The 25,188-nt window shown below is 67.7% G+C and carries 21 protein-coding genes and 3 pseudogenes; 11 read left to right on the top strand and 13 right to left on the bottom strand.

Annotated elements, in window-relative coordinates:
- From ACFC51_RS30780 to ACFC51_RS30770, 3 genes are all read left to right on the top strand, one after another.
- Positions 1-1,200 (top strand): tetratricopeptide repeat protein (locus ACFC51_RS30780; RefSeq protein WP_376531967.1); only part of this gene is annotated, 1,200 nt, incomplete at its 5' end.
- Positions 1,201-3,207: 2,007 nt separating this feature from the next.
- Positions 3,208-3,597, top strand: a complete 390-nt coding sequence (locus tag ACFC51_RS30775; RefSeq protein WP_376531965.1) for an RNA polymerase sigma factor — start codon at positions 3,208-3,210, stop codon at positions 3,595-3,597.
- A 220-nt stretch (positions 3,598-3,817) separates the two neighbouring features.
- Positions 3,818-3,967, top strand: a complete 150-nt coding sequence (locus tag ACFC51_RS30770; protein WP_376377381.1) for a hypothetical protein — start codon at positions 3,818-3,820, stop codon at positions 3,965-3,967.
- Positions 3,968-4,386: 419 nt separating this feature from the next.
- On the opposite strand, the gene ACFC51_RS30765 is transcribed toward ACFC51_RS30770, so the two are convergent.
- The gene (locus tag ACFC51_RS30765) at positions 4,387-4,803 is read right to left on the bottom strand and encodes a hypothetical protein (protein ID WP_376377383.1); all 417 of its coding nucleotides are present in this window, start codon (positions 4,801-4,803) and stop codon (positions 4,387-4,389) included.
- A gap of 1,200 nt (positions 4,804-6,003) precedes the next feature.
- Between ACFC51_RS30765 and ACFC51_RS30760 the strand changes: the two genes are divergently transcribed.
- Complete coding sequence (locus ACFC51_RS30760) at positions 6,004-6,210, top strand: hypothetical protein (RefSeq protein ID WP_376377385.1); 207 nt, start codon at positions 6,004-6,006, stop codon at positions 6,208-6,210.
- A gap of 230 nt (positions 6,211-6,440) precedes the next feature.
- Here ACFC51_RS30760 and ACFC51_RS30755 read toward each other — a convergent pair.
- The 5 genes and pseudogenes from ACFC51_RS30755 to ACFC51_RS30735 all read right to left on the bottom strand — a co-directional run bounded on the left by ACFC51_RS30755 (position 6,441) and on the right by ACFC51_RS30735 (position 10,078).
- A pseudogene (locus tag ACFC51_RS30755) lies at positions 6,441-7,677 on the bottom strand (IS701 family transposase).
- 139 nt (positions 7,678-7,816) lie between these two features.
- Complete coding sequence (locus tag ACFC51_RS30750) at positions 7,817-8,317, bottom strand: GNAT family N-acetyltransferase (RefSeq protein ID WP_376531963.1); 501 nt, start codon at positions 8,315-8,317, stop codon at positions 7,817-7,819.
- A 118-nt stretch (positions 8,318-8,435) separates the two neighbouring features.
- Positions 8,436-9,244, bottom strand: a protein-coding gene (locus tag ACFC51_RS30745) for an IS5 family transposase (RefSeq protein ID WP_376531961.1) whose coding sequence is annotated in 2 segments (ribosomal slippage) — positions 8,436-8,924 and positions 8,927-9,244 — 807 coding nt in all. Because the reading frame shifts where the segments join, the coding sequence is not laid out codon by codon here.
- Between the two features lie 143 nt (positions 9,245-9,387).
- Positions 9,388-9,615 (bottom strand): annotated as a pseudogene (locus ACFC51_RS30740) (transposase); the annotation flags it as partial.
- A complete protein-coding gene (locus tag ACFC51_RS30735) occupies positions 9,590-10,078 on the bottom strand; it encodes a DUF4265 domain-containing protein (protein WP_376531959.1) in 489 nt (162 codons plus the stop codon). The gene ACFC51_RS30735 and the pseudogene ACFC51_RS30740, both read right to left, overlap by 26 nt.
- A gap of 158 nt (positions 10,079-10,236) precedes the next feature.
- On the opposite strand from ACFC51_RS30735, the pseudogene ACFC51_RS30730 reads away from it, so the two are divergent.
- A pseudogene (locus ACFC51_RS30730) lies at positions 10,237-10,939 on the top strand (IS5 family transposase); the annotation flags it as partial.
- 713 nt (positions 10,940-11,652) lie between these two features.
- Here ACFC51_RS30730 and ACFC51_RS30725 read toward each other — a convergent pair.
- Positions 11,653-11,787, bottom strand: a complete 135-nt coding sequence (locus tag ACFC51_RS30725) for a hypothetical protein (protein ID WP_376531957.1) — start codon at positions 11,785-11,787, stop codon at positions 11,653-11,655.
- Between the two features lie 391 nt (positions 11,788-12,178).
- Between ACFC51_RS30725 and ACFC51_RS30720 the strand changes: the two genes are divergently transcribed.
- From ACFC51_RS30720 to ACFC51_RS30710, 3 genes are all read left to right on the top strand, one after another.
- Complete coding sequence (locus tag ACFC51_RS30720) at positions 12,179-12,586, top strand: PRC-barrel domain-containing protein (RefSeq protein WP_376531955.1); 408 nt, start codon at positions 12,179-12,181, stop codon at positions 12,584-12,586.
- Between the two features lie 135 nt (positions 12,587-12,721).
- The gene (locus tag ACFC51_RS30715) at positions 12,722-12,988 is read left to right on the top strand and encodes a GlsB/YeaQ/YmgE family stress response membrane protein (protein ID WP_376381176.1); all 267 of its coding nucleotides are present in this window, start codon (positions 12,722-12,724) and stop codon (positions 12,986-12,988) included.
- Between the two features lie 151 nt (positions 12,989-13,139).
- Positions 13,140-14,663, top strand: a complete 1,524-nt coding sequence (locus tag ACFC51_RS30710) for a catalase (RefSeq protein WP_376381179.1) — start codon at positions 13,140-13,142, stop codon at positions 14,661-14,663.
- 877 nt (positions 14,664-15,540) lie between these two features.
- On the opposite strand, the gene ACFC51_RS30705 is transcribed toward ACFC51_RS30710, so the two are convergent.
- Entirely contained in the window at positions 15,541-15,957 is a 417-nt protein-coding gene (locus tag ACFC51_RS30705; protein WP_376531953.1) for an SRPBCC family protein, read from the bottom strand.
- A 173-nt stretch (positions 15,958-16,130) separates the two neighbouring features.
- Here ACFC51_RS30705 and ACFC51_RS30700 point away from each other — a divergent pair, with 173 nt between their 5' ends.
- Positions 16,131-16,649 carry a hypothetical protein gene (locus ACFC51_RS30700; protein ID WP_376381185.1) on the top strand — a complete coding sequence of 173 codons (519 nt, stop codon included), beginning with the start codon at positions 16,131-16,133 and terminating at the stop codon, positions 16,647-16,649.
- 1,000 nt (positions 16,650-17,649) lie between these two features.
- Here ACFC51_RS30700 and ACFC51_RS30695 read toward each other — a convergent pair.
- On the bottom strand, positions 17,650-18,540 hold the full coding sequence (locus tag ACFC51_RS30695) for a LysR family transcriptional regulator (protein ID WP_376531951.1): 891 nt from the start codon (positions 18,538-18,540) through the stop codon (positions 17,650-17,652).
- A 135-nt stretch (positions 18,541-18,675) separates the two neighbouring features.
- Between ACFC51_RS30695 and ACFC51_RS30690 the strand changes: the two genes are divergently transcribed.
- Both ACFC51_RS30690 and ACFC51_RS30685 read left to right on the top strand, forming a co-directional pair.
- On the top strand, positions 18,676-19,227 hold the full coding sequence (locus tag ACFC51_RS30690; protein ID WP_376381190.1) for a nuclear transport factor 2 family protein: 552 nt from the start codon (positions 18,676-18,678) through the stop codon (positions 19,225-19,227).
- Positions 19,224-19,607, top strand: coding sequence for a DoxX family protein (locus ACFC51_RS30685; RefSeq protein WP_376381192.1), 384 nt, complete (start codon positions 19,224-19,226; stop codon positions 19,605-19,607). The genes ACFC51_RS30690 and ACFC51_RS30685 overlap by 4 nt, the downstream gene beginning before the upstream one ends.
- An 839-nt stretch (positions 19,608-20,446) precedes the next feature.
- On the opposite strand, the gene ACFC51_RS30680 is transcribed toward ACFC51_RS30685, so the two are convergent.
- The 4 genes from ACFC51_RS30680 to ACFC51_RS30665 all read right to left on the bottom strand — a co-directional run bounded on the left by ACFC51_RS30680 (position 20,447) and on the right by ACFC51_RS30665 (position 24,910).
- Entirely contained in the window at positions 20,447-20,881 is a 435-nt protein-coding gene (locus tag ACFC51_RS30680) for a DUF2267 domain-containing protein (RefSeq protein ID WP_376531949.1), read from the bottom strand.
- 414 nt (positions 20,882-21,295) lie between these two features.
- Entirely contained in the window at positions 21,296-22,192 is an 897-nt protein-coding gene (locus ACFC51_RS30675; RefSeq protein WP_376531947.1) for a sucrase ferredoxin, read from the bottom strand.
- Entirely contained in the window at positions 22,189-23,397 is a 1,209-nt protein-coding gene (locus ACFC51_RS30670) for a cupin domain-containing protein (RefSeq protein WP_376376787.1), read from the bottom strand. The genes ACFC51_RS30675 and ACFC51_RS30670 overlap by 4 nt, the downstream gene beginning before the upstream one ends.
- A 973-nt stretch (positions 23,398-24,370) precedes the next feature.
- Complete coding sequence (locus tag ACFC51_RS30665; protein WP_376376785.1) at positions 24,371-24,910, bottom strand: 2'-5' RNA ligase family protein; 540 nt, start codon at positions 24,908-24,910, stop codon at positions 24,371-24,373.
- Positions 24,911-25,188 lie beyond the last annotated feature (278 nt).

Here is a 25,188-nt window from a genome sequence, read left to right as displayed (position 1 = left end):
GACGAAGCCCTCCACGCCCACGAAACCGCCCGCACCCTCTACCAGCAGACCAAAGACACGCGCGGCGAAGCCAGCGCCTGGAACAACCTCGGCGGGGCACTCCAGGAACTACGGCGCTTCGACGAAGCCCTCCACGCCCACGAAACCGCCGGCACCCTCTTCCAGCAGACCGGCGACGCCAACGGCCAAGCCACCGGCTGGAACAACCTCGGCGGGGCACTCCAGGAACTGCGGCGCTTCGACGAAGCCCTCCACGCCCACGAAACCGCCCGCACCCTCTACCAGCAGACCAAAGACACGCGCGGCGAAGCCAGCGCCTGGAACAACCTCGGCGGCACACTCCAGAAACTACGGCGCTTCAACGAAGCCCTCCACGCCCACGAAACCGCCCGCACCCTCTACCAGCAGACCGGCGACGCCCACAGCGAGGCCAACGCCTGGAACAACCTCGGCGGCGCACTCCAGGAACTACGGCGCTTCAACGAAGCCCTCCACGCCCACGAAACCGCCCGCACCCTCTACCAGCAGACCGGCGACGCCCACAGCGAGGCCAGCGCGTGGGACAGCCTCGGCGGCGCACTCCAGGAACTGCGCCGCTACGACGAAGCTGTCCACGCCCACGAAACCGCTCGCACCCTCTACCAGCAGACCGAAGACACGCGCGGCGAAGCCAGCGCCTGGGACAGCCTCGGCCTCACACTCCAGGAACTGCGCCGCTACGACGAAGCTGTCCACGCCCACGAAACCGCCCGCACCCTCTACCAGCAGACCGAAGACACGCGCGGCGAAGCCAACGCCTGGAACAACCTCGGCCTCACACTCCAAGAACTGCGGCGCTTCGACGACGCCCACGACGCCCACGAAACCGCCCGCGACCTCTACCAACAGATCGGCGACACCCATAGCGAAGCCATGGCCTGGAACAACCTCGGCACCGCGTGTCGAGGGCTGAGCCGTTTCGAGGAGGCTATGGCGGTCGGCCGACAGGCTGTTGAGATGCTGGTCACGGCTGAGGATTGGTTCCGGACCGGTGAGGCGTGGGGTGAACTGGCCACGACCCTGACCGCGGCAGGTGGCGATTCGGGGCAGGTGCGTGACGCGTGGAACGAATCGGCAGCCGCGTATGCGCGGGCGGGCGCGGACGAGGAAGCGGCCGCCTCCCGTGCCCATACGGATAGCCCGGAAGTCCTGGAAGAGTAGGTGCTGTCGGCCTTCTGCGTAGTCGTCGGTGGTGCTGGGAGGGCCGCCGGGTGCCCGTCTTCCAGCGGGAGGCGGCTGCTGCGAGCGGTGTGAGCCGTACGAGCGCGGCCCTCGCCACGCAGGCGGCCCGTTCGCACCACGGTGGTGGATGGACGCCACCGAGTGGAAAGCGCAGCGGCCGGCCCCGCAGCCGGAGCAGGACAACCACCACCGCCGCTTGGTCGCCGGTCCGGAGCTCCGCGACGGGCCGGGAGCCGGGCCAGCGCAGCGCCGCCCGGTTCCCCGAGACCGCGCCCAACACCAGCCACCACCCCATAGCCAGGCAGCCGGGTAGAAGAGGGGAAGTCTGAGCACTCACCGCCCAAGAACCGGGGCCTGAACTGCCCTTATGCAGAGGCCCGCTCCCGAGAGGTGTCGGCCATGTTCTCGGTCATACCGTCGGTCATGGTGTCGGGATTGCTGTCGAGCTCCACGCCGGCTGCGCTTGCAGCCGACCGACGGACCCCTCACCAGCCGATGCACTGCGCAGCGACCCGTCCGGCGCTGCAGCGGCGGTGCTCGAGGAGCAGGAGGAGCCGCTGCGCGGGGGACGCCGCGGTTGTCGTGTGCAAGGGTGTCGGGGCCTGGAGCGGGTGGCTGGTCTCTGGCACCAGCAACGGAACTCCCGCCCCGGGCACCCTGACGGTCTTTCGCTAGGCCGTCGCTTTCGGGTCTTGCCGCGGAGACCCCTGCGGGCAGGCGGGATCACATGAAGCCGAAGTACCGCGTCCACCACGTGGGCCGCGCCACGAAGTGCTCCAGGGCGGTGGGGCCCTCGTAGTCACTTTCCAGCAGTTCCTCGGGGACGCTCACGTAGCCAAGTTCGGCCAGCGCCCGCTCCACGGTCGCGAGGTCGGCAGGGTCCAGCGCGCCTTCCTCTCGGGCGTCGTCCGTGCCGAAGTAGGCCCCCGGGATTGTCGGCGCAGACCTCGGCGAGGGAGCCGAACTTGCTCACGCAGACCACGATCCGCGTCCCGCAGACGGTCGCCTCGGCCGGCACGCGGACACGCCCGTACTCACTGGAATCCTGCGTGTCCTGCTCGAACTCGCACTGGACCCCGAAGTCCGTCTCGAGCCGGCGCACCAGCCCGCCGAACGCGAGACTGACCACGGCACGGTCGTAATACAGCGGCCACTCCAGCCGCTCGGGATCGTCGAGTTCACGCAGGAGGACCAGCAGTTCCGTCTCTCCCATCGACATCCGCCCATCCTGCCGCCCGGCGGGTGAGCACAGGGAGGCGGGGGAAACCAGCGACAAGATCCGAAACACAGTAGTCCTTAATGTCGCAATCTTGTCGTGGTGAGTGGCCGCGCACGCATCTGACCTGCGGTGGTAAGTTTCTGGCCGGGAAACTCACCACGGTCCAGGGGCCTACTCACCACGGCGGAATCAAATCACCGCGAAAACTCACCACGGCTCGGCCGGACTCACCATGGAAACTCCCCATGGCAGGTCAGAGGCTTGCCAGGGTCAGTTGACGGCCTGGACCTCGTGGACGTCGGCGGTGAACTCCGTCGCGCGTGTCTCGGTGAAGGTCCCGCCGTCGTTGAGGGCGGGTGCGGTCCAAGTCGCGGTCGAGGTGGCCTGGTAGCGGCCGTCCGGCTGCCCGTAGGAGGGACGTTCGTAGAGGTGCCCGCAGTCCGGCGAGGGTGTCGCGCCCCGGGACTTCGCATACGGGGGGGGCCGCGGCAGGTGACCGTGGTGCCGTCGCCCATCGCACCCTGGTGACCTTCGCCGTGGCGGTGACGCCGCCGGCTGTGGCTGAAGCGGTCGCCGGGCCGAGCGTCGACCGGGACGGCGTGGCCCACATCCACATCGGCATCCCCACCACATAGATCCCGGCCGCCCGGGGGCTGGCCACGGCCGGGCCCTCCAGGCACATCGAGGCCGTTGCCCGCCGCGCGACGAGCTCGGGGTCGATGGTTGGCGTGGCCGGGCCGTCCTGGCCTTTCAGCACGAAAACGACGATGATGCACAACTGGGAGCGTCTTCTCGCCGACGAGGTGCCCCTGCGCCCCTACGTGTACCGCGTCGTCAAGAACATGGTCGTCACCCAGGCACGCCAGCGACAGCGCAAAGAAGCCGTACACCTCGACGTCCAGCCACTGGACAACCACACCCAGGAGTCCGCCGAGCAGAGCGTCATACGAAGCATCGACCACGACAACATCAGAGCCGCCTTCCTCTCTGCACTCACCCCGCACGAGCAGCAGGTGGCCCTCCTCGGCTACGCGGAAGACCTCAGCTCCCGGGCCGCAGCGGAACGACTCGGCATCAGCTCATCCGGGATCCGCAGAACACTCGCCCAGATCAAGCGCAAACTCACCCGCAGCCTCGGCTCCGCCATCCCCGCCTGAACCTGCCGCACCCGGCCAAGCGGCCGAGCTCGGCGTCAGCCTCACCGACGTCGGCCGCCCGTGGAGCATGACCGTGCCACGCCGAACGGCCGGGAGGGTGAGGCTGCCAGCGCAGTGTCGTGGGCTACCGGCCCGGTGGTGGTGCAGGACAACGCGCACGGCAGGTCAGCGGGACAGCCGCCGAACTCACCACGGCAGGTCAGAGCCCTGCCAGAGTCAGTTGACGACCTGGACCTCGTGCACCCTGGCGGTGAACCCGGTCGCGCGGGTCTCGGTGAACTGGCCGCCGTCGTTGAGGGCGGGCGCCGTCCAGGTGACGGTCCAGGCCGCCGTCGCGGTGCCCTGGTACCGGCCGTCCGGCTGCTCGTAGGAGGGGCGCTCTTAGAGGTCTCCGCAGTCCGGCGACAAGGTCACCTCCTGCAACTTTCTGTAGGGGGTGCCTGGGCCGCGGCAGGTGACGGTGGTGCCGTCGCCCATCGCCCACCGCCGGTCGTCACCTTCGCGGTGGCGGTGACGGTGACGCCGCCGGCCGTGGCCGTAGCGGTCGCCGGACCGATTATCGACGTCGAGGGCGTCGCCCACATCGGCATCCCGACCACATACATCCCCGCGGCCCGGGGACTGGCCACGGCCGGGCCCTCCAGGAGCATCGAAGCATCCGCCCGCCGCGCAACCAGCTCCGGGTCGATGGTCGGCGCGGCCGGGCCGTCCTGGCCGGACGGGACGAAGGTTGGACTTCACCACAGGCTGGGCCCGACCATGCCGGAGATCAATCTGCGCGACTATGAATTAGGCGTACCAGTTGCTCGTGCCGTTGACACTCAGCCGCACATTGATGGTTCCACCGCCCGACGAGGGAACGTTGACTGTCGGTGCGTAGCAGCCGCGGGTGAATCCCGGGTTGAGGGTGGAACTGTTGCACAGGGTGTTGCTGCCGAAGCTCGATATGACCTCACCAGCGATGACGGCAGCGGCAGTGCCTGAGTGCTGGACGACGAGAACGACCTGCGTGTCGTTGTTGGCATTGGTGACGACACACGGCTTGAACTTGATGTTCGCGGAGATGGTGTGCGTCTTGTAAGGGAGGCAGTTCCAGTTGCTGTTCGTGTTTACTTCCTGCCAGTTCGCTGCAGCGCTGGCAGGTGAGGCGGCGAGCGCGAGGGCACCCGCAGTGGCGGCAGCAACCGTCAGAGCTTTGAAGCGCATAGGAATTTCATCTCCTCAATCGATTTCCCGCTGCGGGATTGCGAGGCGGGGTATCTATTCCCAGACTGATTCCAGCGACCCGGAATAATCTAGTTGATCTTATAAAGACTTCTCTCGGACTGGAAAGGAATAAACCAGCCACGAAATCTTCACACATGGCTGAAAGTCGAGTTCCGGTCGATTCCTCGCGAAAATCCGCCGACTCATCCCGGAACCGCAGTTGACCGGGCCCATGGGGGCAGCGCTCGCGGATCGGAACAGATACGGGTCGTGGGCGAGTTGCGGGCGGAGAACCAGACGGGGCGGGTGCGGCGTACCCGAGCAGGACTCCCGCCTCGTCACGCCGCTCCCCGTACGCGGCGTCGCCTGCAGGCCCCTGCCGGTCACAGAGCTCTTCAGGGGCCCGTGCCGACTGTCGCCCCCTTATCCGCCTGGACAGATCCTACGCAGCGGCAGGTGGTCCCGGACTGCATGAGCAGGCGGTGTCGATGGCGAGGAGCTCCAGGCCTCGCCGCTGCTTGATGCGCCGGGCCGGGAGCGGATCTCCATCATCGACAGGTCGGCGGAGTCGTCCACGAACAACGGCGCTTATTGGATGGCCGGGGTCTGGTTGGCCATGCACGTCAGGCCCTCGGGGGTGACGATGCCGGAGCGGCCTCCGGGCAAGACGGGTTCTCGCCCACGAGCTTCGCGCGCTTGCTTACGCGTCGTTTGATGGAATTGAGGGCCTCAGGGGCGCCCGGGGTGGGGTCGTGCGCGGCTTCTTCGGGCCCGCGGACATGTTCTGGGCGTGATGTAGGGCACCTGGGCCAGTTGCTTCCCGGCAGGTTCTCACGCCCCCGCCCGCAGCTTCGCAGGCATGCCTCTGACCTGGCGATTTCCGTGACCTCGCATAGGCTGCGGAGGTCTGCCGGGCACCATGAGAGGGGTCTTCATGAGTGGGAAAAGGATGGGGTACGACACTGTCAGGATCGACGAGGAGAGGACACCGTCGATGTCACGCTGACCCACGACAGCGGCGTGCGGGTCGTCGGCAATGGACCTGATGGCCCCTTCGCGGCCGACAACAACACCGGAGGCCGGTGGCCTCTTCGCCCAGGCCGGCTCCGACGCCGTGATCACACCACCCACACCAATCTCATCCCAGTAGCCATATCATCCGATCCATAGAGATGATCACCGTTGATGGGGCCGATAGAGATGACCGCAGCACGTACGGCAGTCGCCGTGCTGGCCACATGGGCCACGCTGATCTTGCTTCTACTTGCACCGTCACCCCTGCCAGAGCGCTGGCGCTACTACATCTACTCTCCAACGAGCCTGGGCCTGTGGCTGCTGACCATGCTCGTCGCCCCAGTCGTGGTCTGCATCGTGAAATGGCCATGGATCAAGTCGGGCGGCAGGTGACCCTCTCCTTGGCGTACGAGTCCGTGGACTACCCCGTAACGCCTGGTCATCATTTACGGAACGGCCCTTACGACTTCGTGCACGATAGCGCTGACCGTCATATCGTTGCGGTCAGGGGCTCGGGCACCAAAACGCCACAAGCCCCTGACCTGCAAAAATTCTTATCGTGCACGAGGTCGTTAGTGAGGGCTCATTACTTGGCCTAATACTCCAGCCGTAGATCGTGATCTTCAAGTCTGATTCGCGGGTTGTCGGTGGTAATGGCTGGCCTGGGGATCGGGCCTGGTGACGGCGTCGCCAGGCGGACCGGCGGAGCCGGTGGAGCGCGTCGCGCATCGGCCGGACGAATGCTGTGAACAGTCGCTGGATCTCGTTGCAGGTGAGCGGGATCAGCCCGTCTGGGGCGGGGTGGCGGGCGTGTTCATCGGCGCGGACGACGGCGAGGAAGGCGTGAGCGAGCATGGCCAGGGTGACCCAGCGGGACCATGAGGTGAAGCGTCGGACCTGGTGCTCGTCCAGTCCGGCCAGGCCCTTTCCGGCCTGGAATGTCTCCTCCACCCGCCATCTCGACCCGGCGACGCGGACGAGGGTGGTCAGGGGCACCGGAGCGGGCGAGTAGCAGCGGTAGTAGGCGAGTTCACCTGTGGTGCGGTTGCGGCGGATCAGCAGCTGGTGACATCCGGGCCGCGGCTCGGCCAGGTCGATGACGGCCCAGTCGTAGAAGCGGTGGCCCTTGGCCCCGGCCCCGGCTGACAGCTTCTGCCAGGCCCGCTTCGGTAGCCTCGTGGCCAGGGCGTCCGCGCGAAGCTTCCCGGCGCCGGTGGTCACTTCGGCCGAGCAGGCGACGGCGAGCACGTAGCCCACCTGGCGCTCCTCCAGCGCGGACCGCAGCTTGGGGTTGCCGCCATAGACCTCGTCCCCCGCGACCCAGCTCACGCGGTGCCCGGCGTCCAGGAACCGGCCGATCATGCGAGCGGCCAGCTCCGGCTTGGTGGCGAAGACGGTGTCCTGGACAAGGCCCGCGGCCCGGCAGCGGTCCGGGTCGCGCGTCCAGGAGCGCGGAATGTACAGCTCCCGGTCCACCGCCGCGTGCCCGCGGCTGCCCGCATAGACGAGGTGGACGGCGACCTGCGCGTTTTCGATCCTCCCGGCGGTGCCGGTGTACTGGCGCTGGACACCGACGGTGTGCGTGCCCTTCTTCACATCCCCAGTCTCGTCGACCACCAGCACCGCATCCTCGTCGCCCAGATGCTCCAGCACATACTCACGCACGTCATCACGCACGCGGTCGGCATCCCACCTGGCTCGGGCGAGCAGGTGCTGCATGCCGTCCGGCCTCTTCTCCCCGGCCCACTCGGCGATCGACCAGCAGTTCTTGCGCGGCAGGTCCGACAGCAGCCCCAGCACCAAGTCCCTCACCCGGCGCCGGGGCTCCACCCGCGCGAACCGGCCCGCTATCCGGCCCATCAGGACCTCGAACGCCTCCTGCCAGCGGGCAGGGTCCACCCTGGGACCTGCGGCCACGGCACGATCGTTTGTCTTCACACATCGATGATCAGCGGTGGCCGCAGCCTTCCCGCAATCGGTACACCAGCAAGATCACGGTCTACTGCTGCAGTACCAAGTCGCGCTGAAACCAGGGGCCTGACTCACCACCGAGGTCGGCCGGGTTGGCCGGGCTGACCAGGACGAACCCGGCCTTGATCAGCACCCTCTGGGACGCGACATTCTCGCGGGAGGTGCCCGCCCGCAGGGTGCGCAGCCCGTGCCGCGCCACCGCCAGCCGGGACAGCTCCCGGATGGTCGCGGTCGCCACGCCGCGGCCGGCGATGTGCTGCGCGACCCGGTAACCGAGCTCAGCAGTGCCGTTCTCGAGGTCGTACAGGTTGAACCGGCCCAGAACCGAGCCGTCCTCGGCAACGAGCAGGTAGAAGGCGCAGATCCCGGCCTCCTGCTCGGCCAACAGGGCGCTGTACCGGTCAGTGAACTTGTCGAAGAAGTCGTCGCCGCGGTCGGAGACCGAGGCAGCGAAGTAGGCACGGTTCGCCAACTCGAAGGCCAGGACCGCCGGGGCATGGCCGGCATGCAGCCGCTTCAGCTTGGACACCGCCCGACCCTAACCGGATGGTGGGCTCAGATCATCTGAGTTTCCGCCAGCAGCAGACGACCCCAAGACCAGCGCACATAACGATCTACGGCTGGAGTACTAAGAGCTCGTAACACGATCATGACCGGGCCTTCTTGAGGCGTCGGTAGCAGATGAGGCTGCAGGCGAGGGAGACGAAGGCGTCGTGGAGTTCGGTGCGGCGTTCCCAGCGCACAGCGAGGCGTTTGAAGTGGTGGAGCAGGGCGAAGGTCTGCTCAACGACGTAGCGGATCTTGCCGATGCCCTTGATGTTGGGTGATCCCTTGCGGGAGATGACCGGCAGGATTCGTCGGCGACGCAGCTCGTCGCGGTTGGGGTTGGAGTCGTAGCCTTTGTCGCCGAGCAGGGCCTCTGGTCGTCGGCGGGGCTGGCCGGGGCGGCCTGCGACGGGTGGAATGCCGTCGACCAGGGCGAGGGTCTGGGTGACGTCGTTGACGTTTGCCGCGGTCGTGATGACCTCGAGCGGGGTACCGCGTCCGTCGCAGATCAGGTGGTGCTTGCTGCCCGTCTTCCGCCGGTCGACCGGCGACGGACCGGTATCGGCGCCCCCTTTTTCGCGCGCATGTGGGAACCGTCCACACACGCACGCGACCAGTCGAGTTCGCCGGCCGCGTTCAGCTCGGAGAGCAGGACCCGATGCAACTGGTCGAAGACCCCTGCCTCCTGCCACCGCTCAAGCCGGCGCCAGCACGTCTGCCCCGAGCCGAAACCCAGCTCCAGCAGCAGCAGTTGCCAGGCTATGTCGTTGTACAGGATAAACAGGATGCCCTGGAGGCAGAGCCGGTCCGACACCGGCCTCGGCCCCGGAAACCGCTCCCGCCACGGCGGCAGCAACGGCTCGACCAGCGCCCACAACTCATCGTCCACGATCCACGGTCGGGTACCCACACCCTCACGAACGGCCGAATCATCACACCGGTAACGGCCTACCAGGACGATTCAGCAAGATCGTGTTACGACCTCTAAGGGCTGTCCCGTAAATGATTCTTGCGTCGCCTCGGTCTGGGGTGGCCGCGGTGTGGCCCGCTGGTCTATCCGGCAAGTACAAGGTTGTGCACCCGGGCGATGCCGAGCATGGCATGGTGGACGCCGTCGCCTTTGAGGCGGCAGTCGCGGAGGATCTTCCAGGTTTTCATGCGGGCGAAGACGTGCTCCTTGCGGCGGCGGTGGGGCATGACGAGCCCGGTACCTGGGTAGCCGCCGTCCAGGCCGCAGGACGGGGCACCGCTGCCCTCACAGCCGCGCAGTGGCTTCCCAAGCGGTAGTGACGCACCCTTCTTCCCAGTGCCACCATTCCTTCGTCTCGCCGTGCACCAACAGCTGGCGGATTTTCAGCAGGTCTGCCTGCGGCGGGACCTGCAGGGCCACCATCCCGAACCGCTCGATGCCTTCGCCCGTCGCGCCGAGGCGATGGAATACTTCCAGCACGCTCTGCCGGGCAGCGGCAGAGCCGTCGTCCTTCAGCACAATGAGCCGGATGGTGCAGTTCTGCGAAGGCTGCACCGTTTCACCGGCCCAGAGAATACCGTCATCATCCGGTTGAACCCTGATGACGTCACCACTGGCGACTCCGCGGACAAACCAGGGAGTGTTGTATAGCCGCATCCTTTCATCACCGAGGTCGACAGCCCACAGGCTCTCGACACTCCCCGGCGGCCAGCCGTCCTGGTCCATCTCCATGCGGAAATGGACCTTCACGTGGTCGTCACTGATTTTCGTCACCGACCCATCATCCACTTCGCATCCACCAGACCAGACTACGGAGCACGGAGAGGCGTGCCCCCGGCCCCGACTGGCAGGTCGCGACGATCGCCGACCGTCGCCAGATGATGGGCTTCCAAGAAGCCATCTCATGTGAGTGACTCGGTATTCTGGGAGCCATGGTGGGGATCGTGGAGCGGCTGGTGCCAGACGAATTATGGGAGTCGTTCCAGCAGGTGATGCCGGAGGCGCCATCGCGGCCGCAGGGAGGCGGCCGAAGTCGGCACGGCGACCGGGAAGTGCTGGCCGCGATCGTCTTCGTGGCTACGTCGAGTTACCTGGCGGCAGCTGCCGTGGGCATCGTTCGGCCCGTTCGAAGCGACCGCCCACCGGCAGTTCTCGGAGTGGTCGAAGGCCAGGGTATGGGCAAGACTCCATCGCCTGGTCCTCGACGAACTCGGTACTCGCGGCGAGCTGGACTGGTACATGCGGTTCCTGAAAAGGGGGACCTGACAGGTCCGAATCCTGTCGACCGGGGCAAGTACGGCTCGAATATCCACCTGATCACGGAACAATCGAGTCTGCCCTTATCCATCAGCATTTCCGGGGCCAACCTGCACGACAGCCAGGCCCTGCTCCCACTGGTGAGGGACATACCCCCCGATCCGCTCGCGCCGAGGCCGCCGACGGCGCAAGCCCGGCAAACTCCACGCGGACAAGGGCTACGACTACGCCCACCTGCGGCGATGGTTACGCGCACGCGGCATCACCCACCGCATCGCCCGCAAGGGAGTCGAATCTTCGCAACGGCTGGGTCGCCATCGCTGGACCGTGGAAGGCACCGTGGCCTGGCTAGCCGGCTGCCGCCGCGACCTCAGGCGGCGGCCTGCCCGGGGCGGTTCGTGCTGTGGCACAGAGCCTGAGTTGACCAGGTCGGGCAGACGGTGACCGGCGCAGTCCAGCTGGCGCGCGAGCCAAGAGGGACGCACCACGCAGTCGGCGTCCGTCGTCGCAACCCAGGTGGTTCGGGACGGGCACCGCAGGAGCGCAGCCTTTTGGCGACGGCTGCAGCCCGTGCTGCTCCTGCCGTCCGATGCCCTCCCTCCACGACGTCCGCACCCCAGCGTCCGGGCATCCGAGCGAGTGATGTCGGTGCAGGAGTCGGCCGCCACCAGGAGCCGTATCGTCAGTGCACCGCGCTCCGGGACTCCAGCAGGGGCCTTTCGCGACGCCGCGAAGCCTCCACCAGCACGTCCGTCAATCCCCGCGCTGCCGCCCAGCCAGCACGCCGCGACTCCGCCACTGATGGCTCGACGGGGTGTAGGCGTTCTGCTCGGGGCCCACAGTTGCACGCACACACAGGTCACGGCCAAGACTGAGGCAGGCCGCCGGCTGTTCGCGGTCGCCACCGACGGCGCCGGGTACTCGCCGGTCCCCGGGGCCCGGCAGGCCCTGGGAAGCCCGCACCTGCGCCGTCCGGACAATTACGCGCTCTCGGGCAGGGGGCTGCCTCGTTGTGTGCAGGTACGGCAATACAAACGCCTCGACCGTGCTGTTCGTACCAGGCCCTCGGCCTTCGCAGCGGACCGAGGCGGTCAGCCGTCCGGCAGCGGGCGCGTGAAGGCGTGGAGGGCGAAGTCGGGGTCGTGGACGCCCGCTCCCGCCGCGAGTCCCGCCTCCGCGTGAAACAGCAGGGTGCGCTCGGAGCCGGTCAGGCCGTCCTCGGGCATGAGGTGATCCCGGTGTCCGCGTGGAGTACGAATCGAGGGCGGCACTGTTCAACTCAACGGTCTCGTCGTATCGGGCGCTCAGCCACCCGGGCGCAGGAGCCCCGAACTGGCCTTCGGCGTGAATCGATCCGAGGGCGAGGACGATTCCACTTCCCGCACCTTGCCGACGCCGGCACGAGCAGCACAGCCCCGCTTCGTTGCCAGATTCCCACTAATCGGTTCGAAAAACGATCGATGTCACGAGCATAGCCAGGACGCGGCGGGGCACGAGGCTGTCAGCGCTTACCGAGGTAAAAGGCCGCACAGTCGGGTGACAGAGCGCAAGGGCTCCAGCATCCCTTGGGGCCACCTCAAACAAGTTTTTCCTTTCAACGTGACAAGGGAGTTTTTCATGAGCGACAACCTGTGGGGTTACCAGCCGAGCGTCGGCCACACCGCCGGAACCGACCTGATCGGCTACAAGGTCGAGGCGACGGACGGCAGCATCGGCAAGGTCGACAAGCACTCCGACGACGTCACCTCGTCGTATCTGGTGGTCGACACCGGCGTGTGGATCTTCGGGAAGCACGTTCTGCTTCCCGCAGGCACGGTGAGCCGGATCGACACTGATGACCAGAAGGTCCACGTCGACCTTACGAAGGACCAGATCAAGAACTCCCCCGAGTTCGACAAGGACAAGCACGTGGGCGATGCGGACTTCCACCGCACGACCGGCGAGTACTACGGCCGCCCCCTGCCCATACGGTACGGAGTTCCCTCCGGTCCTGCAGTCACTGAGCCTTTTCCGATGAAAAATTGAGGCGAGCTGAAGGATAAATAACCTCACCATCTCGGTGTGGTTGATGCGGCCGCACGTGTGGGAGATTCGACTACAGGTATACGTAGAGGGTTCCTGGCGAGATGTCAGGCGCCGGCAACATAGAGGGAGATTTTCGTGGGCATCATCGCCTGGATCCTCATCGGCCTTTTCGCGGGGCTCATCGCAAAGGCGCTGACTCCCGGCAAGGATCCCGGGGGCTGTCTCGTCACCATCGTCATCGGCATCGTGGGCGGGCTGCTCGGCGGCTGGCTCGGCAAGGTGATCTTCGGCGTCGACTCGATCGACGGATTCTTCAGCCTGTCGACGTGGATCGCCGCGGTCGTCGGTTCGGTCCTCGTGCTGCTGGTCTACCGGCTGATCGCGGGACAGCGCTCCCGCTGACCCGGCCCACGCCCTCGGGCGGCCGCACAGCCGACTTCCCGGCGGGTCGATTCGGGAGTTTTTGCCTACATTGGTGTAGGTCCAGTAGGGCAGCCGTAGCAGGAGGCATCGCCGACGCGTCCGCAGAAGACAAAAAAGAGGAAACGATGACATGACTGACATCTCGCGCAAGCCGACCACCTCCGACTCCGGCGCCCCGGTGGAGAGCGACGAGCATTCCCTCACCGTCGGCCCCGGCGGGCCGATCCTGCTCCAGGACTCCTACCTGATCGAGCAGATGGCCCAGTTCAACCGCGAACGCATCCCCGAACGCCAGCCACACGCCAAGGGCAGCGGCGCCTTCGGAAAGTTCGAGGTGACCGCCGACGTCTCCGCGTACACGAAGGCCGCTCTCTTTCAGCCCGGCACCACGACCGACCTGGTCATCAGGTTCTCCACCGTCGCCGGGGAGCGGGGCAGCCCGGACACCTGGCGGGACCCGCGCGGTTTCGCGGTGAAGTTCTACACCAGCGAAGGCAACTACGACATGGTGGGCAACAACACCCCCGTGTTCTTCGTGAAGGACCCGATGAAGTTCCAGCACTTCATCCGGTCCCAGAAACGCCGGGCGGACAACAACCTCCGCGACCACGACATGCAGTGGGACTTCTGGACTCTCTCGCCCGAGTCGGCCCACCAGGTCACCTGGCTGATGGGCGACCGCGGCATCCCGCGCACCTGGCGCCACATGAACGGCTACACCTCGCACACGTACATGTGGATCAACGCGCAGGGCCAGCGGTTCTGGGTGAAGTACCACTTCAAGACCGACCAGGGCATCGAGACGTTCACCCAGCACGAGGCCGACCAGATGGCCTCCGCGGACACGGACTACCACACCCGTGATCTCTTCGAGCACATCCGCGACGGGGAGTACCCGAGCTGGACGCTGAAGGTCCAGGTCATGCCGTACGAGGACGCGAAGGACTACCGGTTCAACCCCTTCGACCTGACCAAGGTGTGGCCGCACAGCGACTACCCACTGATCGAGGTCGGCCGGATGACGCTGGACCGCAACCCGACGGACAACCACGCCGAGATCGAGCAGGCGGCCTTCCAGCCGAACAACTTCGTACCGGGCATCGGTCCGAGCCCGGACCGCATGCTCCTGGCACGGCTGTTCTCCTACGCGGACGCGCACCGTCACCGCATCGGCGGCAACTACCAGCAGATCCCCGTCAATGCCCCCGTAGTCCCGGTACACACGTACTCCAAGGACGGGGCCATGGCGTACCGGAAGACCTCCGACCCGGTCTACGCCCCGAACTCCAAGGGGGGCCCGGCAGCCGACACGGAGCGCTACGGCTCCCCGCCGAGCTGGTACGCGGACGGCGACATCACCCGGGCGGCGTACGTCGACCATGCCGAGGACGACGACTGGGGCCAGGCGGGCACGATGGTCCGCGAGGTCCTGGACGACGCGGCACGGGACCGACTGGTGGACAACGTCGTCGGCCACCTCCTCAACGGCGTGAGCGAACCGGTCCTCCAGCGGGCGTTCCAGTACTGGTCGAACATCGACAGCACGCTCGGCAAGCGCGTCGAGCAGGGCGTCCGTGCGAAGGCCGGCGAGAAGGATCCGAAGGCGGGCGAGCAGGGGAACCCGGCCCGCTCGTCGATGCAGCACAAGGCCTGAGGCCCGGCCGCCGGCCCCCGGGAGGGGGCCGGCGGCCCGTCCCTTTCAGTGCTGGACCAGACACCACCGATCGGGACGAGATCACCTGGCTGCAGACAAGCAGGGGCCGCGCCAGGTCGAGCCGATGCCCACCAGCAGGACGGGTATCTCACCGCAGACGGGCACTGCTGCTCTCGGGAGAGCTGCCCGAACATCAATGGCCTGGGCACGCTCCACCAGGTCGGCGAACGGACCTTCGCCTAGCCACAGCCTTCCGCGGCCTGTACCTGGCCAGCAGCGACACGGAACCGAGGATGCCGACCGACGGACGCCGGCCCCGCGCCGCGCTCCCATGCCTGGACCTCGAGCGCATCACGTTCGGCCGGACAGAAGCACTGGTGCTGCGCCAGTGCAGCCGGCGCCTCACCGCCGACCGCCTCCCCAGCACGTTCATCGCCGAATCCGAGCTCCTCACCGAACCCACCGGGCTCTGGGCTCGAGCCCGCCCATGCTGTGAGCCGTCCCGGACGAGACGTAGACCGGCTGGGACGACACCTTGCTCTCAATGGCTGGCCTACGCGCTCTTGGCCTCGGGGTGGGTGCTGACGACCGCGGTCGTCGCGGACGTGACCCACCCTGTAGAAGAACTGAGAACGGCTTTGCGCAGGCGCCGACCCAGCGGCGCCTGCGCAAAGCCGCTGAAGGCTGGACGTTGAGGGGAACTACAGCTCCGACCACGCATGGGGCTCCGTGCAGGCATGCCGTCCCAGGAGAATGCGATCCGCGAGGCACGGCAGCCGCTCGATGCAGGCGTCGTAGTACTCCCGCGGCTGCGGCCGTGGAAGGTGGGGTCGCTCGTCCGAGCGGGCACCTCAGTGAGAGTCCAGGACAGGATCGATCAGCGTTCCGCATCCTCGACGGCGGACTTGATGCCGCCGAGAGCTTCTTGAAGGCCTTCTTCGATGTGCTCTCCCTCAGCGCTCTCTGTATGCAGTTCGACGGTGAGCTGTGACTCGGCGTTGCTGTCGGCGCCCGGTGCTACGTGGAGTGCGCCGTGGTAATCGTGTGGGCCGGGTGCGCCCCAGGTCAGACTTTTGCCTTCTTCGAATACGCGGATCCAGGCTTCGCTGGTGACGTCCTGTTCAGGACCGTCGGGCGGGTCGATATGGGCGGTGACAGTGACCTGCTCGCCGCCGTGCGGGCGCGCGGAGGTCAGCCTCGGCATGTAGGCGGGAAGGTTCTGCACGTCGGCGAGATAGGTGAAGAGACGTGTCGGCGGCACCGCCACAGTGATCGATTTTTCGTAGTTGCCCATGCCTGTCGCTCTGCCCTTTCAGAGGTATCCGCAAAACGCACTGTCCCAGGCGTCGCCCAGGTGGGCGCAGCTGCTGTGGAGACCGTTGATCAACGCCTGTGACCCCAACACGGTGAAGCCTGGGCTCCACAGTTCCCTTCCCTCGTGCGGCAAGGGTGCTGGAGCATGCACGCATGAATCCGAAATCGAGCGGACCGACCGCAGACGCGGCGGACGCATACCTGATGGCACTACAGGAACGGCTCACCCGTGACGGCTGCACGGTGATCTCGCCGCACTGGAAGGACCGCCCGGTGGTGATCGGCCGCCGCGCCGACCGAAAGGCCCGCTGGTTCGGGACGAAAACCGAGTTGTTCGTCTTCGCGGCGGTCGTGCCCGAGATCGACCTGGTCACCCTGGCGGACTTCACCGGTTGGTCCATGAGCTACGCCAAGAGCTTACGCAGAGGGATACCGGGGGCCCGCAACGCGGCCATGGTGCTCCCCGCTCTGGTCAGCGCGCGTGTCCACACGGAGGCAGCTCAATGGGCCGCCCAGGATGCCCGAACCGTCGGCGCGACACTGATCGGCCGGCCCCTCACGGTCGAGACCTTGCCTGAGGGAGTGCGCGTCACGATGTACAGGGGCCAGGTCCCCGTAGGCGGCCTGTTTACCAACCATGTACTGGAGAAAGCGGCCCTGTACTTCCGCTGAGAAAACACGTGACCGAGCCACGTGGATCGCGGACCCCACGCCCCTGCGCCCACCGAGGCAAGCACACCCTGCCTGGCCCACTCAGCACCAGCGAGAAGGCCTTCGACATCCCTTTCGGTTGTACCGGCGACCGCTCCCCGCCGGTACAACCGCACCACAGCGCAGGGCATCTGAGCTGCCGTGGTGATGCCTCGCGCCAGCACTGACTCCCCTTGTCGGCGGCTGTCACCGGTGAGGCTTGGCCTACTCGTGATCAATGCAGGGGTAGGCAGTGAGGGCCGCGCAGGCCCACTCCTCCCAAGCTTGCGGGGACCGGCCCCGGTCGCGGACAAGGATCAGGTACAGCTCCGGGCTGAGTAGCCCGTACAGCAGATCGGCAGCGCGGGCGGTATCGACGCCGGGACGCGCGTCGGGCTAGGAGGTCAGCGCCTTCGCTGCGGCGTGCGCGACGGTGTAGCGCGGGTCGGGACCGGCGGGCCACAAGCAATGCCCCCTCATCTCGGTACGGCAGTGTTGGCCGGCTCCGCAGTCGCACTCGTAGATCCCGCTTTCAGGTACAACCTCGCCCGGCTGCCATGACCTCCGTTCTTCGCTCACGGCCCCTGTGCACGACTTCCGCCCTGAGGCACGACCGCGGGAGCGACCACGTGCTGTGACGACGTCGGGTCCGCATCCTGGAAATGAGCGCGCCGAAGTCATTCACCACCCTTCCCTACGGGGAGCCGGCAGGTCACCATCCGCGAGGGATCGCCGCGTCCTCGCCTATGACGATCCGGATGTCAGTTCCGGCATCGGGCGAGGCTGCAGGAAGCGGAGGAGTTGTTCGACCGGCCGGAAGCGGAGGGAGTGACGGGGTGGGCGGACGCATACGTGCATAGCGGCACAGGAAGGGCGCGTCGCGGTGCCTGGATGCGGCTCGCGTCTGGGCGAGGGCTTGCAAGAAATCCGGGTTGCCGCGAGCGGGGAGCGTGGCAGACGGGGCAGGTGGCCGGTGCCGCGCTCACAGGGTGATGGGGCCGATCTCGGCAGCGGTCCGGGCCAGTGCGCGGAGGGGCGGGGTGTCGGCGGTGGTGCGCCAGGTGAGTGCCCATTCAAGGACAGGGGCGTCGTCGAGCGGAAGGAAGACGATGCCCGGGGGCTTGTTGTAGCGGGCGGCGATCTCGCCCAGCACGTGGACGCACTGCCCGGAGGCGACCAGGGTCAGGATCTCGTGGAAGGTCCGCGCGGCGGGCCCGCGGGGGATGCGCCGACCGAGCGGGGTACGGGTGGGGACCATGGATGCGACCCAGTACTCGGGGGCTTCGGGGCCGAGGTCGACCACCAGGTTGTCGCCGAGGTCCTCCAGGGACGCGGAGCCGCGCCCGGCGAGCGGATGGCCGGCCGACACGGCCAGTACGCGGCCCCCGGTGAGGACGGTGGGGCCGACAGTGAGGTCCGGTTCGGCGACGGGCAGCCACAACACGTGCGCGTCGTGCTCCCCGGCACGCAGGGCGGTGAACGCGTCATGACCGTTGATCTCGCCGAACTGGATGTCGCTGCCTGGGTGGCGGGCGCGGAACGCGTCGACGAGAGGCCGGAGTTCGTGTCCGGCGTGGCCGAAGACGCCCAGCCGCAGGGTCCGGCCGGCACCTGGGCCGGCCGCCTCGGCTCGGGCGAGCCCTGCGTGGAGGAGATCGACGGCCTGTTGAAGGTCCTCGCGCAGGCGTCGGCCGACAGGAGTCAGGGCCACGCGACGGCTGGTGCGGTGGAACAGGGCTACGCCCAGGCGCCGTTCCTGCTTGCTGATCGCCTGGCTGACGCGAGCCTGGGACACATGGAGTCGCTCCGCCGTACGGCCGAAGTGCAGCTCTTCGGCCAGCGTCAGGAAGATGTCGATGTCCCGGAGCTCCATGGATAACCCTCACGTTATGGAAAGCCCCACGGACTCTCCCTTGTTCCGCCCCTGACCTGCATCGAAGCTGGATCCATCAGCCGGCGGAAAGGCGACCGACACCGTGCCGGCGGATCGATGAGGCAGGGGAATCCGATGATCACTATGCAGGCTGTCGCTGATCGCGTCGAGATCGAGGCGCTGCGCGCGGAGGTCATCGACGCGGTGATGATGCGCGATTTCGACCGCTTCACCTCGCTGTTCACACCCGACGGCGCCATGCGGTGGCCGCACATCGGCAAGGAGTTCGTCGGCCGCGAGGAGATCCGCGCAGGGATCGAGTGGGGCCAGGGGCTGTGGGATTTCTTCGTGCAGAACGTCCAGCCCGGTGCGGTCCGGCTCGACGGAGACACCGCGGACGGGCGCGTGTACATCGAGGAGTTCGGGCGGTTGCGCAACGGCAGCTCGCACCTGAACCACGCGCTGTACCACGACCGCTACCGGCGCACGGCCGACGGCTGGAGGTTCAGCGAACGCGTCTACGAGGTCAGATACGCCGATTCCGCCGCGCTCGCCGGGGCGCCGCCCCCGGCAGCCGGGACACGGACCCTGATGGAGACCGGCAGTCCGCCCTCGGCGTCCCATCGCGGGCCGGGTGGGCGCGCGCACCCGACGCCCTTCACACGAGACCAGGAGTCCCACCGATGAATCTCACCCTCTGGATCGCCACCGGACTGCTGGCCGCGGTGGCTCTGGCCGGCGGCGTCAGCAAGAGCCTGATACCCAAGGCGAGACTGGCCGCCCAGCACGGCGGGGAATGGACGCAGGGGGCGAGCCCCGCCTTCATCAGGACCCTGGGAGTCCTCGAACTCCTCGCCGCGGTCGGCCTGATCCTGCCGGCCGTGCTCGACGTCGCGCCGGTCATGGTGCCGGTGACGGCGGCCTGCTGGGTCGCCCTCATGGTCGGCGCGATGATCACACACGGCCGACTCGGCCAGTACGGACTCGTGGTGCTGAACTCCGTGTACCTCGCGCTGGCCGTCCTCATTGCCTGGGGCCGATTCGGGCCCTGGTCCTTCGTCGGCTGAGGGAGGTGCCGGGCCGTGTCTCCGTCAGGAGGTCCCAGCGGGCGGCGGACGCGTGAGCACCTGGGGTCCGGCTCCAAGGAGCCGGACCCCAGGTGCTCACGTACGTGCCCGGGCCTTGTGCGGCTGCACCGCACGGGACCTGCGAGACCCGCGCTCAGAGGAGCCGCTCGCGGCACCGGAGGATGATGTGACCGGCAACGACGGCCGCGGCCGTGGGGCCGTAGACGCTGGGCCGTAGACGTAGCGGCCGGCTTGATGCCTGCTCCGAGCTACTGCGTCGACTGCATCCAGCAGACGGGAAGGCGTCCACGGACCAGCCGACGTGTGCCGGGCGTCAGGCAGGCGGTACGCGCCCGGGCGAGGCGGAGGTGCGCAGCCGGCGGGACAACTGGCCGCCTCTGTCCGGAGCGCAGCTGCGGGCGGGGGCTCCGGGGACGACGGCGCCCGCACGTCCCACCGGGCGGCGTCGCGTGAGTTGAGCAATTCTTACTCACGACGGAGCTTCGGGCAGGCAGACTCAAGACCAAGATCACTAGCGTCTGTCCCGGCACGGATCAGCGGCTGAGTCGTCACGCCCTGTTGATCACATCGTGAGGAGAGGTCGTGACGAACGCCGCCGGCAGTGCTCCGAGGATCCTCAGCCTGTCGCTGCGGCGTTCATACGGGGCGCAGGAAACCGTCCGGCCCGGGAATCGCAGGGGAGCAAGATCCAGTCGGAGAGCGGAGGAGGTTCCGGTGCCGGGAGATGATCGAGGACTGTTCCGTTGGACACGTCGGCACGGACAGGGCCTCTTGCGGTCCGGCACCGCGGAGTCGGAGCGTGCTTCCGGACATGCGGTTCATGCAACCTGGACAAGCTCCGCTCGGCCGAAGAGCAGAGCATATCCGGAGGGCAACTGCGCCAGAATGCGTCCGAGGAGCTCGGGCCCTGCGAGTTGTCCGACAGCGGCGAGGACGGCTCCGGTGTCCCACCGTGCGGTCGCGAGTGTTCCACCGTGGCGAGCTGCGAGATCCTTGACGAACCCCCAGCCGGTGAGCAGATCGGGGACGGGGATCTGTGCGGTGAGGATCAGGGCGGCTTCGACGGGCAGACGCGCGGCAAGGTCGGCACGCTCGTCCCCTGTCAGCTGCCGACCCAGAGCGGACAGCACGGCGTGGGCGACGTCCTCGGCTCGCTCGAGCGCGGGGTACGCGCCCTCCGATCTGATCTTTTCGAGCATCTGATCGAATGTGACGCTTGTTGCGGGACGCACCGGTTCGTGGAGAGAACGCATCGGTGGAGTGCCTTTCTCGACGGCGGCTGAACGGAAAGCGTGGCTTGGCGACAGCCGCGCTGCTGATCTCGGGGAAGTTCGTTGCGTCAGGTGCCCGGGGCGACGAGGGCCAGTCCCGAGTTCGGCTGTCGTATCCGTTTCGTGACTACTCCGCTGTGAGAACGGCAGCGCAGCCCGCTCGAAGGACAGATCCGCACGGGTCTGCGCTGCGGTCGCGCCCCGCCGAAAGGAGCGCGTGGGACAGCTCAGCGCGACAAGGCCCCAGAGGGCTCGCGGAGAGCTCCGTCCGGATCCGTACCGTGGGCGCGAGAGCTGGTCAGATGTCCTGGGGTTGTGTGCGCATCCCGGACCATGCCAGGTGCCGGTGCTTCCTGGTGACATCCCCCTGGTCCAGAGTTGGAATCCGGTGCGGCGTCATCCGTCACGGACGGAGACCACTTCGTAGACGAGAGCAGAGCTGTCCTCCGGCCCGCGGCAGGTCAGCCGATTGGGGGGCGTGCGCCTGGCCCGGACCTCGACATCGAGCACTCGTCCATCCGTCCCCACTCGGCTGATCCTGACGTTCCACGCATCGTTGTCGCGAACCGTCCCGACGATTGCGTAGTCGCCCAGGCCTGCGGGACCGAAGCGATCGAGCATCGCCGCCACCGCTGCCTGCTGCGGCGGGTGCAGGGTCGTGAAGCCTCGAAGGTGGGCGGCGTGGATGCGGGCGGCCAGATGCTCCTCCACCACCGTGAGCGAGGAAGTGGCGTCGAGACCGCCGTAGTAGACGCCGTCGGGTACGACGATGACGTTGGCGGCGAACCGGTCCCCGCCCACGTGCGTGCACTCCCACACCAGATCCGGCCAGCGCTCACTGAGGACCCGGGCCACGGGCCTGCCGCGGACAGCGCAACAGGCATCGTGGACGCCGTGGGCGCAGACGAGGACGACGGGCGGTCGGCCTCGCTCCCCCGGGGTTTGCAGGGCGTGCCCGATCTGGGCCAGGTCCTGGTCCAGTCGCCAAGTGCCCCATTGCTGGCGCAGGGCGCCGGAGTCGTCGTGGCGCAGCACCGCCCAGCGGTCACCTCCGTCGGCACGGCGGCGTCCGGGACGTCTGACCAGAAGCACCCTCGCCCGGGTCGCCCGGGCCGCCGAGACGACGAGCGCCTTGATTTCAGGGTCGAGGTCGAGACCGTCGAAGCCGTTGGCAGGCCAGCTGCGTCTGTACTCGATGAGCACCCAGACCCGACTGTAGGGAGCGGTTCCCCTGAACGCATCGCCGCGTGCGCGGGCGGCATCGGAGCAGAAGAACCGCGCCCCGGAGGTCACCGTGTTCCGGGCAGCAGCATCCCGGCGCGCAGCAGCCGCCCGGCGAGGGTGAGCCCGAGGTCGCCGGCCGTGCGAATGCGGCCGTCGAGCAGTCGAACCACGGGTGCGAGGTCGGATTCCGGCAAGTCGACGTAACCCACCCGGGTCAGCAGCCGTGTCCCCGCCAGCCGTGCCTCCAATGCCTCCCGCAGCCGCACCGGTGACATCGGGTGCAGGCCGTTCACCGCAGACAACTGGGCCAGCGGTCCCAGTGGTGCTGGTCTGCCTTGAGCCCGTTGTGCGCGCTCGAACGACGGAGCGGGGTCGGCCTGCGCCACGGCAGCCAGCAGATGCTCACGGACCAGTTCCCTCTCGGCCTCAGGGCAACTGCTCCCCAGAGGGAGGGAACGGCGCATCGAAGGGTCCTCGCGCAGCACCGCGAGTGCGGCCCGGGTCAGTTCCTCGGCCACGGCGTAGCGGGTCCAGGTGTGGACGCCCAGAGTCAGATGGATCGAGACCTCTCCCTGCGCTTGTGCGGAGTGCAGCCAGCCACGCGGCAGGTAGAGCACATCGCCAGGACCCAGCAGCGTGTCCAGATGCGGCCTGCCGTGTGCTGCCTGGTCGGCGACGGCCGATCGGTGATCGGTCCAGGGTTGGTCGCGCAACGGGTCGGGCAGCACGGGCTCATGGATGGTCCACCGCTTCGACCCTTCGATCTGGAGGACGAAGACGTCGTGCACGTCGTAGTGCGCGTCGAATCCGCGGTTCTGCGGAGGCGTGACGTAGGCGTTGGCCTGCACGGGATGACCCAGTTCCGTGCTCAGAGCGGACACGAGGTCCGCGACTGGCTCCCAGGTGCGGTGCAGCGCCTGGAGAACGAGCGTGGCCCCGTCGGCGAAGGCGCGCCACAGCGCGGTGTCATCGACCTGGTCGGCGATGGTGGCGCCGACTCCCCCCGGTGCGGTGTACGACGCCGGTGGAAGTGTCGAGCCGTCCTTGGCCACACGCAGGAAGGGCGTGCGCAGTCCGCGGCGGGAAACCAACTCGTCCACGGCAGACGGGGAGAACACGTCCGAGAAGTCACTCACACTCCGGGTGAGCGCTGCGGTCCGCGCCCATACATCACGGGCGAACTCCTCCCGGCTCAGTCCGGTCAGACGAGACTCGAGGACGCCGACACCCTGCTTGGCGCCGGCGTCCTGAACTCGGGTCCGGAACACGCTCAAGAGCCGCTGCCAGCGCCACCGTCGGCACCGCCATCGGCACCACCGTCGTGAACACCAGGAGCACCCGCCGCACCACCGTCCGCAGGACCCTCAGCCCCGCCATCGGCACCACCGTCGGCACCGCCGTCGTGAACACCAGGAGCACCCGCCGCACCACCGTCCGCAGGACCCTCAGCCCCGCCATCGGCACCGCCGTCGTGAACACCAGGAGCACCCGCCGCACCACCGTCCGCAGGACCCTCGTTCTCGTTCGCGTCGCGCTCGGGGTAGGCCATCGTTCCTCCAGGGGTCGCGGCGTGCAGCGGGGCTTCCGATGCACGGAAGCCTTATCACCAGATACGTGGCTTTGTATCCATCTGGTCCTCAATCACCGTATCTCTGTAGTCAGAAAACCTCGATTCGGGCACTGGAGGTCTCGCCGACTGCCGGAATATTTGAGGCGAGCAGGCCTCGTTCGTCAGCCGGATACACGGCGGCCTGTGAGGGAGATCCTCGGCCTGCCCCGCCGACCGCGCCCGGCCGGTACTCGTTTTCGGCCGACCCGACCGGTCGAGCCGGGCGCCATCGCCCTGATGCTTCACGGACTCCACCGCATGGAGCCACTCCTGCGAACACGGGCGCCCGCGGTGGGCACAGCCGGTTGTGCGCACAAAGCTGTGTGCGGAGTCCCTGAAATTCCCATCTGGAGCGGCGGTTCGGCGGCGCGGGCGTAGGTCCTCCGAGCCGGTGGCTCAGGGCCTCACCTCCGTCGCCACGGGAGGATGGACATGCGCAGGAGACTCATCCGAACCGTCGCGGCGCCGACCTGTGGTCACCGTCGCCGATGGTGTCGCACCGGTGGCCACGCGCACAGCCTGCGCCGCACCGCGTCCACGCCCGCCGGCGGCGCATGCCGCCTGGGATCGAGGCCAGAGGGCACGGGTGGGTGGTCAGCGGTGCTGCCTGTCGCCGGACCGGGAGGACGTCCCGCTCCTCAAGGGCCCAGGCAGGCAGTGGTGCGAGCGATCGAGTCGTACGTGCGAGCGCCCACCCATCGCCCCAGCAGAACGTGCTCGGGCCCTCCGGACGCCTCGGGCAGAATATCTGCGTCGACGCCCGGCCAGTAGGCACTGCGTCCGCGGCCGAGGGTGATGTGCGGCTTCCAGCGCTCCGGGTTCTGCAGGGGATTCAATCGTCCGCAGGCCGGGGCGCAGGCCAGCGCCTCCCACACCCTCTCCTGCAGGCGCAGCAGGTCCGGGTCAGGCAGGACGGCCCACGCCAGCACGTTGATCCGGCCGGTGAATCGCACTGTTCCGCCCAGGCGCAACGGCACCGGCAGAACGGTGAAGGCATCTTGAAGCTGCACGCGTATCTCCGCTGGGCAGTCGTCGGCGGTGACGAGAGTGAGATGCGGGCGATTCGTAGGATGCCGGTGTGCGGCCTGGCTCGGGAGGCCGGCATCCAGTAGTCGACGCCAGACATTGCCGACGGCCCTCTCGGTCGCCTGGTCAGGCAGTAGCTCGATGCCTTGCACCGCACAAGCGTACGACTGCCCCTGGCGCGCGGCTCGCCAACACTGGAACGGGTGCGGCCGGCCCCCGCAGGCGGCCCTGGACTCGTACGCCACCGCGTCGGTCTCGCCGGACTCCACCTCACCGCCGATCTCATCCGGTCGGCAGGATCCCGTGACCGATTCCGAGGAGTCGGTGATCGCCGTGCAGACGGGCGCGTACACCTCCGAAGCTGCAGTGACAGATGAGCGCCGGAGGACGGGGACAGGGGCGATATCGAAGATGTGAACCTGCGCTCGGA

This window comes from Streptomyces sp. NPDC055962, assembly GCF_042270185.1.
Lineage (GTDB): Bacteria > Actinomycetota > Actinomycetes > Streptomycetales > Streptomycetaceae > Streptomyces.
The sequence above is the reverse complement of the archived record's forward strand: the minus strand, read 5'-3'. Positions and strand labels throughout refer to the sequence as shown.

What these genes read in the sequence shown, in the direction of transcription:
- ACFC51_RS30775 (WP_376531965.1), top strand. Translation starts at nt 3,208, where the DNA reads ATGATGCACAACTGGGAGCGTCTTCTCGCCGACGAGGTGCCCCTGCGC.
- ACFC51_RS30765 (WP_376377383.1), bottom strand. Translation starts at nt 4,803, where the DNA reads ATGCGCTTCAAAGCTCTGACGGTTGCTGCCGCCACTGCGGGTGCCCTC.
- ACFC51_RS30760 (WP_376377385.1), top strand. Translation starts at nt 6,004, where the DNA reads ATGACCGCAGCACGTACGGCAGTCGCCGTGCTGGCCACATGGGCCACG.
- ACFC51_RS30725 (WP_376531957.1), bottom strand. Translation starts at nt 11,787, where the DNA reads ATGCCCGAGGACGGCCTGACCGGCTCCGAGCGCACCCTGCTGTTTCAC.
- ACFC51_RS30720 (WP_376531955.1), top strand. Translation starts at nt 12,179, where the DNA reads ATGAGCGACAACCTGTGGGGTTACCAGCCGAGCGTCGGCCACACCGCC.
- ACFC51_RS30710 (WP_376381179.1), top strand. Translation starts at nt 13,140, where the DNA reads ATGACTGACATCTCGCGCAAGCCGACCACCTCCGACTCCGGCGCCCCG.
- ACFC51_RS30705 (WP_376531953.1), bottom strand. Translation starts at nt 15,957, where the DNA reads ATGGGCAACTACGAAAAATCGATCACTGTGGCGGTGCCGCCGACACGT.
- ACFC51_RS30700 (WP_376381185.1), top strand. Translation starts at nt 16,131, where the DNA reads ATGAATCCGAAATCGAGCGGACCGACCGCAGACGCGGCGGACGCATAC.
- ACFC51_RS30695 (WP_376531951.1), bottom strand. Translation starts at nt 18,540, where the DNA reads ATGGAGCTCCGGGACATCGACATCTTCCTGACGCTGGCCGAAGAGCTG.
- ACFC51_RS30690 (WP_376381190.1), top strand. Translation starts at nt 18,676, where the DNA reads ATGATCACTATGCAGGCTGTCGCTGATCGCGTCGAGATCGAGGCGCTG.
- ACFC51_RS30685 (WP_376381192.1), top strand. Translation starts at nt 19,224, where the DNA reads ATGAATCTCACCCTCTGGATCGCCACCGGACTGCTGGCCGCGGTGGCT.
- ACFC51_RS30680 (WP_376531949.1), bottom strand. Translation starts at nt 20,881, where the DNA reads ATGCGTTCTCTCCACGAACCGGTGCGTCCCGCAACAAGCGTCACATTC.